11 protein-coding genes are annotated in these 12,886 nt (G+C 72.6%); 3 read left to right on the top strand and 8 right to left on the bottom strand.

Annotation, left to right across the window (positions count from 1 at the left end):
* Positions 1–177 precede the first annotated feature (177 nt).
* From EDD32_RS09070 to EDD32_RS09060, 3 genes are all read left to right on the top strand, one after another.
* On the top strand, positions 178–801 hold the full coding sequence (locus EDD32_RS09070) for a DUF47 domain-containing protein (protein WP_123916817.1): 624 nt from the start codon (positions 178–180) through the stop codon (positions 799–801).
* Between the two features lie 2 nt (positions 802–803).
* A complete protein-coding gene (locus EDD32_RS09065) occupies positions 804–1,799 on the top strand; it encodes an inorganic phosphate transporter (RefSeq protein ID WP_123916815.1) in 996 nt (331 codons plus the stop codon).
* Positions 1,800–1,894: 95 nt separating this feature from the next.
* On the top strand, positions 1,895–2,329 hold the full coding sequence (locus tag EDD32_RS09060; protein ID WP_123916813.1) for a septum formation family protein: 435 nt from the start codon (positions 1,895–1,897) through the stop codon (positions 2,327–2,329).
* 21 nt (positions 2,330–2,350) lie between these two features.
* On the opposite strand, the gene pstB is transcribed toward EDD32_RS09060, so the two are convergent.
* The 8 genes from pstB to EDD32_RS09020 form a co-directional block, all read right to left on the bottom strand.
* Entirely contained in the window at positions 2,351–3,130 is a 780-nt protein-coding gene (gene pstB, locus EDD32_RS09055; RefSeq protein WP_123916811.1) for a phosphate ABC transporter ATP-binding protein PstB, read from the bottom strand.
* Between the two features lie 72 nt (positions 3,131–3,202).
* Positions 3,203–4,252, bottom strand: a complete 1,050-nt coding sequence (gene pstA / locus EDD32_RS09050) for a phosphate ABC transporter permease PstA (RefSeq protein WP_211338782.1) — start codon at positions 4,250–4,252, stop codon at positions 3,203–3,205.
* Positions 4,252–5,211 (bottom strand): phosphate ABC transporter permease subunit PstC, encoded by a 960-nt coding sequence (gene pstC, locus EDD32_RS09045; protein ID WP_123916807.1) that lies wholly within the window; start codon positions 5,209–5,211, stop codon positions 4,252–4,254. The genes pstA and pstC overlap by 1 nt, the downstream gene beginning before the upstream one ends.
* 318 nt (positions 5,212–5,529) lie before the next feature.
* Positions 5,530–6,573: a phosphate ABC transporter substrate-binding protein PstS gene (gene pstS, locus EDD32_RS09040; protein ID WP_246006056.1), complete on the bottom strand. Its 1,044-nt coding sequence runs from the start codon at positions 6,571–6,573 to the stop codon at positions 5,530–5,532.
* Between the two features lie 285 nt (positions 6,574–6,858).
* Positions 6,859–7,983, bottom strand: coding sequence for a phosphate ABC transporter substrate-binding protein PstS (gene pstS, locus EDD32_RS09035; protein ID WP_123916803.1), 1,125 nt, complete (start codon positions 7,981–7,983; stop codon positions 6,859–6,861).
* Positions 7,984–8,212: 229 nt separating this feature from the next.
* Complete coding sequence (locus EDD32_RS09030) at positions 8,213–9,211, bottom strand: NUDIX hydrolase (protein ID WP_123916801.1); 999 nt, start codon at positions 9,209–9,211, stop codon at positions 8,213–8,215.
* Complete coding sequence (locus EDD32_RS09025) at positions 9,208–11,826, bottom strand: RNA degradosome polyphosphate kinase (RefSeq protein ID WP_123916799.1); 2,619 nt, start codon at positions 11,824–11,826, stop codon at positions 9,208–9,210. Before EDD32_RS09025 ends, EDD32_RS09030 begins: the two co-directional genes overlap by 4 nt.
* A gap of 71 nt (positions 11,827–11,897) precedes the next feature.
* Positions 11,898–12,839, bottom strand: coding sequence for a GNAT family N-acetyltransferase (locus EDD32_RS09020; RefSeq protein WP_123916797.1), 942 nt, complete (start codon positions 12,837–12,839; stop codon positions 11,898–11,900).
* Between the last annotated feature and the right edge of the window lie 47 nt (positions 12,840–12,886).

Genomic DNA, 12,886 nt, shown 5'->3' with positions numbered 1-12,886 from the left:
CAACTAAAGCCGCCAAGAGCGGCCTTCGCGCCGACTGGCGCTCTCCGGCCCGGCGTCACACACACTCCCCCGGCCGCCGCCCTCGGTGTGGCCTGTCGCACGCGGAACGGTGCGCCCGCGGATCTCATCTAGCCTGTCTGCAGACACTGCCGGACACGCCCCGTGGGGAGACATCAGTTGCGCTTCAGGCCGTTCCCTCGCGACGCGGAGCTCTTCACCCTGCTCACCGCCTCCGCCGCGCACCTCGTCACCGGGGCGGGGCTGCTCGCACGTCTCCTCGGATCGGACCGGGTGCGCCGGGTCGAGCTCGCGGCGCGACTCCACGACGTCGAGCACGCCGGTGACGAGGCGACGCACGCCGTCCTGGCGCACCTCGGCGGGGTCTTCATCACCCCCTACGAGCGCGAGGACGTCCACCGTCTGGTCGAGGCGCTGGACGACTGCCTCGACGCCATGGACGAGGCCGCCCGGGTCGTCGTCGCCACCCGGGTGGGCGAGCTGCCCCACGGCGTGAGCCAGCAGGTCGCGGTGCTGCAGCGCTGCGCCGAGCTCACCGCCGCCGCCGTGCCGCACCTGCGCTCGCGCGACGGCCTGGAGGAGTACTGCGTGGAGGTCAACCGCCTGGAGAACCAGGCGCAGCACGTCTACCACGACATCCTCCGCGAGGTCCTCGGCGACGACGGCGGCGACGCGCTGCGGGCGCAGCGGGTCACCGCGGTCGCGGGTGCCCTAGAGGCGGCGGCCGACGCCTTCGAGCGGCTCGCCCGCGCGGTCGCCCTGCTCACGCTCAAGGAGTCCTAGCGGTGGAGCCGCTGCTCGTCGGGGTCGTGGTGGCGGTGGCCCTGGTCTTCGCGTTCACGAACGGTTTCCACGACGCCGCGAACGCGATCGCCACCTCGGTGACGACACGGGCGCTCACCCCTCGCCTCGCGGTGTCGATGGCGGCGTTCATGAACCTCGTCGGGGCGCTGCTCAGCACCGGCGTCGCCCTGACGATCGGCTCGGGCATCGTCACCCCGCCGCCCGGCGTGGCGGGACTGACGGTCGTGCTCGCCGCCCTCGCCGGGGCGATCGCCCTCAACCTCAGCACCTGGTGGCTCGGCCTGCCGTCCTCCTCCTCGCACGCCCTCATCGGCGGGCTCCTCGGCGCCGGGCTGGCCTCGGCCACCGAGGTCCACCGTGACGTCGTCGTCGGCGCCGTCCTGCTGCCGATGCTCCTCGTCCCGCTCGTGGGCTTCGTCCTCGCCTACCTCCTCATGGCGCTCACGGTCGCAGTCTTCCGGGACCGGCCGTACCGCTCGACCAGCCGAGGCTTCCGCGCCGCACAGACCGTCTCGGCGTCGGCGATGGCCCTGGCCCACGGCCTCCAGGACGCGCAGAAGACGATGGGCGTCATCGTCCTGGCGCTCGTCGCCGGCGGGCTGGCGGACGGCACCGCGGTCCCGGTGTGGGTCAAGGTCGCCTCGGCGGTCGCGATCGCCGCCGGGACCTCCTTCGGCGGGTGGCGGATCGTGCGCACCCTGGGCCGGCGCGTCATCGACCTCGACCCGCCCCGCGGCTTCGTGGCCGAGTCGGTCGCGGCGGGCATCTCCTACGCCACCGCCGTCCTCCTCCGGGCGCCGATCTCCACGACGCACGCGATCACCGCGGCCATCGTCGGCGCCGGGGCGACCCGCGGGCTCGCCGCGATCCGGTGGGGCGTCGTGGCGCGCATCCTCCTGGCGTGGGTCCTCACCCTGCCCGGCGCGGCCCTCTTCGCGGCGGTGTTCTACCTGCTCGGGGCGGCGCTCACACCCTGAGCGCCCACGACCGGTGCCGGCACGGCCCGGGCGCCGTCGCCGTGCTGCGGCGCCGGGGCGGCGCTAGCCTGGCCGCACGTCCCGAAGGAGTGCCCATGGCTGCCACCGCCCATCGCGTCGCCGCGACGGCGGCGGGCCTGGCCCTCCTGGGCTCCCTGGCCGCCTGCACCGACGACGGCGTCCTCGCGCTGGAGGTCGGTGACTGCCTGGACCGGGCCGAGCTCGCCGGCCCCGAGGTCACCACCGTGACGCCCCTGGAGTGCTCGGAGCCGCACGACGCCGAGGTGTTCGCGGCGATCACGCACGAGGGCGACTTCCCCGGGGCGGAGGAGCTCCGGGTTGAGGCCGAGGAGCGGTGCACCGCCGAGTTCGAAGGCTTCGTCGGCGTCCCGTACGCCGAGTCCGAGCTGTCCTTCTCGGTGCTCAGCCCCACCGAGGATGGGTGGGAGCGTGCCGGGGACCGCGAGTCGCTGTGCGTGCTCCTGCTCGAGGAGAGCGTCAGCGAGTCCCTCGAGGGTGCCGCGCGCTGAGGGCCGCCGCCCGGACGGGCATCACCCGAAGCGGCCCGAGATGTAGTCCTCGGTCTCCTTCATAGTGGGCGAGGAGAACATCTTGTCCGTGGCGTCGTACTCGATGAGGTGGCCGGGCTTGCCGGTGCCGGCGATGTTGAAGAAGCCGGTCTTGTCCGACACCCGCGCCGCCTGCTGCATGTTGTGGGTGACGATGACGATCGTGTAGTCGTCCTTCAGCTCCGCCATGAGGTCCTCGATGGCGAGGGTGGAGATCGGGTCGAGCGCCGACGCGGGCTCGTCCATGAGCAGGACCTCCGGGCGAACGGCGATCGCCCGGGCGATGCACAGGCGCTGCTGCTGGCCGCCGGAGAGCGACGAGCCCGGCCGGGCGAGCCGGTCCTTGACCTCGTTCCAGAGGTTCGCGCCGCGCAGCGAGTCCTCGACGAGATCCTCGGCCTCGGACTTCTTGATGCGGCGGTTGTTCAGCCGTACACCGGCGAGCACGTTCTCCGCGATCGACATCGTGGGGAACGGGTTCGGGCGCTGGAAGACCATGCCCACCTGGCGCCGGACCTGCACCGGGTCGACGTCGTCGGCGTAGAGGTTCTGCCCGTCCATGATCGCCTCGCCCTCCACGCGCGCGCCCGGGATGACCTCGTGCATGCGGTTGAGGGTGCGCAGGAACGTCGACTTCCCGCAGCCGGACGGTCCGATGAGGGCGGTGATCGAGCGGGGCTCGATGGTCATGGTCACGCCTTCGACCGCGAGGAAGTCCCCGTAGTAGACGTTGAGGTCCTTGACGTCGATTCGCTTAGACATGGGCGGTCCTTCCGGAGCTGGCAGAGCGGGCGGCCGGCTGTCCGGCTCGAGACGTGGTGGTCACGACGGGTGTCATCGGGCGAGCCCTCGGGGTGAGAAGTACCGGCTCACCAGGCGGGCCACGAGGTTGAGGAGCATGACGATCGCCACGAGGGTCAGGGCCGCCGCCCAGGCGCGGTCAGCCCCCACGCCGCCCTGGGCGTACTGGCGGTAGGCGAAGACCGGCAGGGTGGCGATGCGGCCCTCGAGCGGGTCGTTGTTGATCGTCGCCACGATGCCGACCGTCATGAGCAGGGGGGCCGTCTCGCCGATCACCCGGGCGATGGCGATCATCACGCCGGTGGTGATGCCGGCGACGGCGGTACGGAGCACGACCTTGACGATGGTCAGCCACTTGGGCACGCCGAGCGCGTACGAGGCCTCGCGCAGCTCGTTCGGCACGAGCCGCAGCATCTCCTCGACCGAGCGGACCACCACCGGGGTCATGAGCACGGCGAGCGACACGGCACCCATGAACGCCGAGCGGTACTGCGGGCCGACGACGATCGTGAACAGGGCGAAGGCGAAGAGGCCGGCGACGATCGACGGGATGCCCGTCATGACGTCGACGAGGACGGTGATGGCGCGGGCCAGGCGGCCGCGGCCGTACTCGACGAGGTAGATCGCCGTGAAGATCCCCAGCGGGATCGAGATGAGCGACGCGATGCCGGTCACCCACAGCGTCCCGATGATGGCGTGGAGGGCACCGCCCTCGGTCATGTCACCGAAGATGCCGGTCATGTCGGTCGTGAGGAAGTCCCAGCTGAACAGGGTCAGGCCCTTGCTGAGCACGATCCACACGAGCGAGACCAGCGGGATCATCGCGATGACGAAGGCCGCTGTCACCAGCGAGGTGGCCAGCCGGTCCTTCGCCACCCGCTCACCCTCGACGGCGCGGGAGACCGCCCAGTTCGCCACGAGGAAGACGATCCCGCCCACGAGGACGACCGGCGCGACGGTGGGTGAGGACACGACGGCGAAGAGGAGGAGAGCCAGCGCGAGCGAACCGGCCAGCACGGCCCACGGCGTCCACGCCGGGAGGGCGCCCTGCTTGCGCACGATCGAGGAGGTGGTGGTGGGCATCAGTTGGCTCCCGAGAACTCGGCGCGGCGGGCGATGACCCATCGGGCGAGGAGGTTCACCGCGAAGGTGATCGTGAACAGGGCGAGGCCGGTCGCGATGAGGACGTCGGCCCCGAGCCCGGAGGCCTCCGGGAACTGGTTGGCGATGTTGGCCGCGATCGTCTGGTGCTGGCCGGGCTGGAGGAGGTAGAAGTTGATGAGGAAGCCGGGCGAGAGAATCATCAGCACGGCCATCGTCTCGCCGAGCGCGCGACCGAGCCCGAGCATGGACGCGCTGATCATCCCGGAGCGGCCGAACGGGAAGACCGCCTGACGGATCATCTCCCACCGGGTCGCCCCGAGGGCGAGGGAGGCCTCCTCGTGCAGCCGGGGAGTCTGCAGGAAGACCTCCCGGATCGTCGCCGTGATGATGGGCAGGATCATCACCGCAAGGACGATCCCGGCGGACATGATGTTCTTCGCCGGGGCCTGGAAGCCCTGGAAGAGGGGGATGAAGCCGAGCGCCGAGCCGGTCCACGCGAAGAGCGGGTTGAGCTGGGGCACGAGCCAGGTCATGCCCCACATGCCGTAGACCACCGAGGGGATCGCGGCGAGGAGGTCGACGAGGTAGCCGAGCCCCTGCGCCATCCGTCGCGGCGCGTAGTGCGAGATGAACAGACCGATCGCGATGCTCAGCGGCACGGCGAACAGCAGCGCGATGACGGACGAGAGCAGCGTGCCGAAGATCAGCGGGGCGATGTAGCTCGCGAGGCTCTCCCCCCGCATGAAGCCGATGGCGTCGTAGTCGGCCTGCGCGGCGGTGATGGCCGGCCAGGACCTCACGAGGAGGAACCCGGCGACTGCCGCGAGGATGACGAGGATGACCAGGCCCGAGCCGGTGCTGACGCCGGCGAAGACCTTGTTCCCGACGCGGCCGGGGGCGCTGCTCAGCCGTGAGGGTCGCACGGGTGTGGGGGTCATGGCAGCGGCCACTGTTCCTCCGGTGTAGGTAGGGCCCGACGCAGCGGTCGGAGGACCACCGGCGGGCGCACGGACTCGCCAGCACACGGCGAACACAAGCCTAGGTACCCCGGGTGTCCGGACGGCGGGTGCACGGTGAACGGACGGTGAACGCGGCCTGTTCCGTCCCTCACAGCCCCTCCCCTCGACGAGCCGCCGGATCCTCGTACCGGTGTCCCCCGGCGCGGCCCGTTGGGAGAATACGGCAGCAGGGTCCCGGGTCGACGCCGACGACGGTCCGACCGTCCGGCCGGCCCGTGGTCGGGTGCGGTAGGTCGGTCAGGGTGCGACCGTGATCTGGTCGATCGCCGCCATGACCCGCTCGCGCAGCTGGTCGGAGATCGGCGCGGAGCCGGCGACGCTCGGGTCCCCGGCGCGTTCCTGGCCCTCCTCGCTGGCGATGTAGGTCAGGAGCGCCTTGACGTTCTCGACGTCCCGCTCCTCCGCGTACCTCGAGCACACGATCGTGTAGGAGACGAGCACGATCGGGTAGGCCCCCGACTCCTCCGTGTCGCGCGCGAGGTCGATGGTCAGACGCAGGTCGCTCGCCCCGTCCCCCGGGGGCGAGACGTCCACGACCGCGGCGGCCGCCTCGGGCGAGAAGGGCACGAACTCGTCGCCGACCTGGACGGCGACGGTACCGAGGTCCTCGGTGACCTGGGCGGCGTCGACGTACCCGATCGTGCCCTCGGCCGCCTGGACGGTCGTGATGACGCCGGAGGTCCCGGTGCCGGACTGGGAGCCCGAGATCGGCCAGGTCTCGCTCGCCTCGTGCGGCCAGGCGTCGCCGGCGGCCTCGGCGAGGTACTCGGTGAAGTTCTCCGTCGTCCCCGAGTCGTCCGAGCGGTTGACCGGCACCACGGCGGTGTCCGGCAGGTCGACACCGGGGTTGGTCTCCGCGATCGCCGGGTCGTCCCAGGTGCTGATGTCGCCGTCGAAGATCCGGCCCAGCGTCTCCGGCGAGAGGTTGAGGTGCTCGACGTCGAGGTCCGGGAGGTTGTAGGTGACGGCGATCGGGGAGATGTACAGGGGAAGCTCGATGACCTCACCGCCGAGGCACCGCTCGCTCGCTGCGTCGAGCTCGTCGGCCTCCATCGCGGCGTCGGACCCGGCGAACTGGATCGCATCGTTGATGAACATTTCGCGTCCGCTGCCGGACCCGACCGGGTCGTAGGAGACGAGCACGTCGGGGTGGTTCTCGCTCATCCACGCGAGCCAGCCGATCATGGCGACCTCCTGCGAGGACGCCCCTGCGCCCGGCAGCGGGCCGGACAGACCGGACCCGCCCTCCTCCGCCCCGCCGCAGGCGGTCAGGAGGAGCACGACTCCCAGAGCCCCGGTGGCCCGGCGCGATCCTGCGTGCACGTCCTCGCCCCTCACGTCTGCCGGAAACAGCAGCGCTCACTCTAGGGGGACATCCGCGCGCGATCCATCGCACGGCGGGGACGCGGCCACCCGCCGTCGCGACCCGGCCACCCGCCGTCGCGACCCGGCCACCCGCCGGTGGGGACGGCCCGCTGCAGGCAGGCGCGGGCGGGGTCGTCCCCCTGCGGGGCGCGACCCCGCCCGGCGGGTCGGTCAGGGCAGGTCAGGCTGGATCGGGTCGGATCATGCCACCGTGATCTGCTCGATCGCAGCCATGACGCTCTCGCGCAGCTGCTCCGAGATCGGCGCCGAGCCCGCGACGCTCGGGTCGGCCGCGCGCTGCTGGCCCTCCTCGCTGGCGATGTAGGTCAGGAGCGCCTTGACGTTCTCGGCGTCCTGCTCGCTGTCGTAGGTGGAGCACGCCATCGAGTAGGAGACGAGCACGATCGGGTACGCGCCGGACTCCTCGGTGTCCCGTGCCAGGTCGATGGTCAGCCGGAGGTCGCTGGCGTCCTCGGCGGCCGGGGAGGCGTCGACGACGGCGGCTGCTGCCTCGGGCGAGAAGGGCACGAACTCGTCACCGACGCCGACGGCGACGGTGCCCATGACGTCCGTCACCTGCGAGGCGTCGAGGTAGCCGATGGTGCCCTCGGCGGCCTCGATGGTGGAGACCACGCCGGCGGTCTGGGCACCGGACTGCGTGCCGGTGACCGGCCACGTCTCGCTGGCCTCGTGCGGCCAGGCGTCGCCGCCGGCGGCGGCGAGGTACTCGGTGAAGTTCTCGGTGGTGCCCGAGTCGTCCGAGCGGTTGACCGGCACGATCGGCAGGTCGGGGAGCTCGACTCCCTCGTTGGTCGCGGCGATCGCCGGGTCGTCCCAGCTCGTGATGTCGCCGTTGAAGATCGCCGCGAGGGTCTCGGGCTCGAGCTTGATGTGCTCCGTGTCGACACCGGGCAGGTTGTAGGCGACGGCGATCGGGGAGATGTACAGGGGCAGCTCGACGACCTCGCCGCCGAAGCAGCGCTCCGACCCGGCCGCGAGCTCCTCCTCGTCGAAGGTGGAGTCGGTGCCACCGAAGAGGACCGCGCCGTTGATGAACTGCTCGCGCCCGGTGCCCGAGCCCGTGGGGTCGTACGAGGCGTTGACGTCGGGGTTGGCCTCGGTGAACCCGGCGAGCCACCCGTTCATGGCGTTCTCCTGGGAGGAGGCGCCGGCGCCGGGGAGCTCCCCCGACAGTCCAGCGGCGGCCGCGCCGCCCTCGTCGCTGCCCTCGGTCGCCTCGCCCGAACCGCAGGCGGTGAGCACGAGGGAGAGGGCGCCGATCGCGGCGAGGCTCGCGAAGCGACGGTTTCCAAGCTTGACGGTCATTCCATCCCCTGATGAGTCGGTGTGGGCCGGGAGCCTGTGTGCCGCCGGCCGTGATCGACGCTAGGTGAGCGGGGTGACGCGTCGGCGGGCAGGGGGTGAACGAGGGATGAACGCGAGCGCGCATCAGGTCACAGTTGAGCAACACGGCCGCCCGGCACCTCGGGCTGCCCTGCGTTACGCCCCCCGCACGGTGGGCGGCGGCGACTCGACCGTCCGCCTCGCGAGCCGGCTACTCCCGGGCGCGGTACTTCTCCAGGGCGGCGACGACGCCGGAGCGGCCCGGGCGCTTGGCGACGTGCACGACGAGCATCTCGCCCTTCTTCAGCCACGGGTCGGACTCCGGCACCTGGCGCATGATGCGGTGCGGGGTGCGCTTGGCGATCTCGGTCACCACCGTGGGCAGCACGGGCCGGTGGGTGCACACGACCACGGGGACGTTGCGCCGGGAGAGCTCCTTGCGCACGAGCTCGCGCACGGGCCTGGCGCGCTTGGCGTGGGCGTCCTCGGTGAGCTCGGGGCGCAGCTCGGCTCCGATGCCGGTGGCCTCGAGGTAGGGCCGCACGGTGGCGGCGCACCGCTCCCAGGGCGAGGTGATGACCTCCTCGACCCCGTACGCGGCGAGCATCGGGACGAGGTTGTGCGCCTGCAGCTCTCCCGCCGGGGTGAGCGGACGGGCGGACTCCGGGCCCTTCCACGCCGAGCGCTTCCGGGAGCGGGCGTGGCGCAGGACGATCATCGTCCAGGTCCGCAGACGTTCGTCGCGCCACTGGTCCACCAGCACCCCCAGCGGCTCGCGGTCGTGCGGGTAGGTCAGCAGGTCCCGCGCCGCACCGGCCTCGACCCAGCGGACCTCGTCGATCTCCTTGCCGTCGGCGGGCGTCACGGCCGGTCGGCCCTGCGGGCTCTGTGCGCCGTCGTCGATCTCCTCCGCGGCCCAGTAGTGCGAGTGCTTGACCCGGCCGTCCTTGAGCCGGTACTTCACCGTGGGCAGCGGCTGGCCCAGGGCGACGTGGACGCCGGTCTCCTCGGCCACCTCGCGGACGGCGCACTCGACGAGGCTCTCGCCCGGGTCCAGCTTGCCCTTGGGCCAGCCCCAGTCGTCGTAGCGGGGCCGGTGGACGAGCAGCACCTCGAGCTTCCGCCCGTTCTGCCGCCACACGAGCGCACCGGCCGCCTGGACGTCCTGGCACGTCCGGGTCGCGGCGGCGGCCTCGGCCGCCTGGCTCACCGCGAGGCCGCCACGCGGCGCCGGGCCCGGGCCATGAGCATCTCCTGGAGGTCGGCGAGCCGCTCTCCCTCGGGGCCGAGGTGCCGGCGGTGCCACCCGTCGGCGTCGAGGTGCCACGAGGAGGTGGTGTCCGAGACGGACACGTCCAGGAGCGTGACGAGGTAGTCGATCTGGTCGGGGTCGGCGATCTTGATGAGGGCCTCGACCCGGCGGTCGAGGTTGCGGTGCATGAGGTCGGCCGAGCCGATCCACACCTCCGGCTCGCCGCCGTTCGCGAACGCGTACACCCGGGCGTGCTCGAGGAACCGGCCCAGGATGGAGCGGACCCGGATGTTCTCGCTCAGCCCCTGCACGCCGGCGCGGACGGCGCAGATGCCGCGCACGACGATGTCGACCTGCACCCCCGCCTGGCTGGCGCGGTAGAGCGCGTCGATGATCGCCTCGTCGACGATGGAGTTGGACTTGAACCTGACCCAGGCCTCCTTGCCGGCCCGCTTGTTCTCGATCTCGCGCTCGATCCGCTCGACCAGCCCGGGCCGGATCGACCGGGGGGCGACGAGCAGGCGGTGGAAGCGCGTGCGCGGGGCGTAGCCGGAGAGCTGGTTGAACAGGCGGGTGAGGTCCTGGCCGACGTCCCGGTCGCAGGTGAGCAGCCCGAGGTCCTCGTAGCCGCGCGCCGTCTTGGGGTGGTAGTTGCCGGTGCCGACGTGGCAGTACCGGCGCAGGCCGTCGGTCTCCTGGCGCACGACGAGCGAGAGCTTGGCGTGGGTCTTGAGCCCGACGATGCCGTAGACGACGTGCACCCCGGCCTGCTCGAGCTTGCGCGCCCAGGAGATGTTGGCCTGCTCGTCGAACCTGGCCTTGATCTCGACGATGGCCAGGACCTGCTTGCCGGCGGTGGCGGCGTCGATGAGGGAGTCCACGATCGGGGAGTCCCCGGACGTGCGGTACAGGGTCTGCTTGATCGCCAGGACCTTGGGGTCTGCGGCGGCCTGGGCGAGGAACTGCTGGACCGAGGTGGAGAACGAGTCGTACGGGTGGTGCAGGAGGATGTCCCGGGAGCGGATGGCCTCGAAGAAGTCGGTGGGGTTCGCCGACTCGACCTCGGCCAGGCCCTGCGCGGTGACGGGCACGAACTTGGGGTACTTCAGGCCCGGCCGGTCGAGGTCGTGGATGACGTTGAGCCCGGTGAGGTCCAGCGGCGCGGCCAGCTCGAAGACGTCCTGGTCGTCGACGCCGAGCTCGCGCTTGAGCAGCGCGAGGACGTGGGAGCTGATGCCCGCGGCCACCTCCAGGCGCACCGCGGGGCCGAACCGGCGCCGCACGAGCTCCTTCTCCAGCGCCTTGAGGAGGTTCTCGGCGTCGTCCTCCTCGACCTCGACGTCCTCGTTGCGGGTGACGCGGAAGGTGTGGTGCTCGACGATCTCCATGCCGGGGAACAGGGCGTCGAGGTGGTGGGCGACGACCTCCTCGAGCGGCAGGTAGGAGGTGCGGCCGCCCGCGTCGGTGGGCACGTCCTCAGGGCGGTAGGGCCGGCCCTCGGAGTCGACGGCGATGAACCGGGGCAGCAGCGGCGGGATCTTCACCCGGGCGAAGTGCTCCTTGCCGGTCGTGGGGTTGCGCACGAGCACGGCGAGGTTGAGCGAGAGCCCGGAGATGTAGGGGAAGGGGTGCGCCGGGTCGACGGCGAGCGGGGTGAGGACGGGGAAGATCTGCTTGCGGAAGAACTTGTGGAGCCGGTCCCGCTCGGACTCGGCGAGGTCCTCCCAGTGCAGGATGCCGATGCCCTCCTCGGCGAGCTTGGGCTGGACGTCCTCGGCGAAGACCCGGGCGTGACGCTCGGTGAGCTCCTTGGCGCGGGCGCTGAGCGCCTCCAGCACCTGGCGCGGGGAGAGCCCGGACGCGGCCGTGACCGCCATCCCGGTGGCGATGCGCCGCTTGAGGCCGGCGACGCGCACCATGTAGAACTCGTCGAGGTTGGAGGCGAAGATCGCCAGGAACCAGGCGCGTTCGAGGATGGGGACGCTCTGGTCCTCGGCCTGCTCCAGCACCCGCTCGTTGAACGCCAGCCAGGACAGCTCGCGGTCGGCGAAGCGGCCCTCGGGCAGGTCGGCCTCCTCGGGGGGCCGGTTGTCCGCGCGCGCCTCCGCGACGGCGGCGGCCGCCTGCTGGGCGAGGGAGGCCGAGGACGCGCTCACGCCGGCGAGCACCCGGGAACGCCGGCGGGCCTTGGCGGCGAGGAGGTCCTCGTCGTCCTCCTCGAGGTCCTCGTCGGGGTCCTCGTCGGACTCCTCGTCGTCGTCGGCACCGGTCGACGGCCCGTGCCCGTCGAGGTGCAGCGCGCCGTCGCCCAGCCCGGCGGGCGTGCCGCGCCTGGTGGCGGGCTCGCGGACCGGCGGGGCCGCGGTGCGCTCACCGTCGCCCCGCTCGCCGGTGTCCGACTGGTCGACGGCCTCGATCTCGTCGACGACCTCGGTCTGGTCGACGCCGTCGGTCTCGTCGACGCCGTCGGTCTGGTCGACGGCGCCGACCGGCTCGGTGCTGGGCACGTTCCTCACCTCGTCGTCTCCCCCACCGCCCGGGCGGGCGGCGGTGCTGCGTGTTCCTGTCCCCATGGTGGCACCTGCGGGTGTCCCGCGGGTGACCTGACCGGACCCCGGGCGGCGGCCGCCGTCGAGCAGCCGCCTCAGCGGTACTGGACGTCGGTGGCGACGCACACGAAGCCCTCCCGCTCGTAGGTGCGCCGCGCGGCGACGTTGTCCCCCTCGACGTACAGGGTGGCCGTGCGCAGACCCCGCGCGGCCATCTCCGCGAGCGCGAGGCGGGTGAGGTGCCCGCCGAGGCCGCGGCCCTGCGCGCCGGGGTCGACGGCGAGCGCGTAGATCTCGCCGGCGTCCTCGCCCGGCACGACCTTGACCCACATCGACGCCACCGCGGGCGCCCCGGGTCCGGGCCGCGCGAGCCAGAGCACCGTCGGGTCGAACCAGTCCTCCGCCTCCCGGGCGCGCAGGTCGGCGACGGTCATGCGGCCCTGCTCGGGGTGGGCGGCGAAGGCGCGGGCGTTGAGCCGGACCCAGTCCTCCTCGTCCCGGCCGGGCCGGAACGTCTCGACGACGACGCCCGCCGGCGCCGGACCGGCGGGGCGCGAGCGGGCGTCGGGGACGGCGTCGTCGTGGTCGTCAGCGTCGGCGGCGTCGGTGGCGGCGTCGGACGCCGCCTCGTCACGCACGGCGGCCAGCGGCCGGGCCATCCGGCGCAGCTCCCGGACCGCCTCCATGCCGGCGGCGCGCGCCAGGGTGCGCGCGGCCGGGAGGTCCCCGTGGGCCCAGACCGAGACGGGCTCGACGCGCACGGCGTCGAGGAGGGCGCGCCCGACGCCGGCCCGGCGCCGGGACGGGCGTACGGCGAGCTCGGCCGAGGCCGGGTCGCCCGGCTGGACCTGGGCGTACCCGAGGAGCTCCCCGCCGGCCTCGGCCAGGACGTGGCGCACGCTGCGGACCGGGCTGCGCACGTCGAGCAGGGTCTGCTCGGACAGGGCCTCGACGCCGTCCGCGGCTGCCACCTCGGCCGCCAGGGCCAGGACCTCCGCCGCCCGTGCGCCGAGCTCGCGCGGCTCGTTCAGCTCCATGACCCCGCCTCCCCGCACCGCCCCCGGGTACGCCCGGCCATTGTCCC

The sequence above is a fragment of the Georgenia muralis genome (assembly GCF_003814705.1).
Classification (GTDB): Bacteria; Actinomycetota; Actinomycetes; order Actinomycetales; family Actinomycetaceae; genus Georgenia; species Georgenia muralis.
Note: the sequence above shows the minus strand (reverse complement) of the source record. Positions and strands in the feature narration are given on the sequence as shown.

Excerpts from the sequence above, each read along its gene's own strand:
- pstB (WP_123916811.1), bottom strand. The coding sequence starts at position 3,130 with ATGTCTAAGCGAATCGACGTCAAGGACCTCAACGTCTACTACGGGGAC.
- pstS (WP_123916803.1), bottom strand. The coding sequence starts at position 7,983 with ATGACCGTCAAGCTTGGAAACCGTCGCTTCGCGAGCCTCGCCGCGATC.
- EDD32_RS09025 (WP_123916799.1), bottom strand. The coding sequence starts at position 11,826 with ATGGGGACAGGAACACGCAGCACCGCCGCCCGCCCGGGCGGTGGGGGA.
- EDD32_RS09060 (WP_123916813.1), top strand. The coding sequence starts at position 1,895 with ATGGCTGCCACCGCCCATCGCGTCGCCGCGACGGCGGCGGGCCTGGCC.
- pstC (WP_123916807.1), bottom strand. The coding sequence starts at position 5,211 with ATGACCCCCACACCCGTGCGACCCTCACGGCTGAGCAGCGCCCCCGGC.
- EDD32_RS09020 (WP_123916797.1), bottom strand. The coding sequence starts at position 12,839 with ATGGAGCTGAACGAGCCGCGCGAGCTCGGCGCACGGGCGGCGGAGGTC.
- pstA (WP_211338782.1), bottom strand. The coding sequence starts at position 4,252 with ATGCCCACCACCACCTCCTCGATCGTGCGCAAGCAGGGCGCCCTCCCG.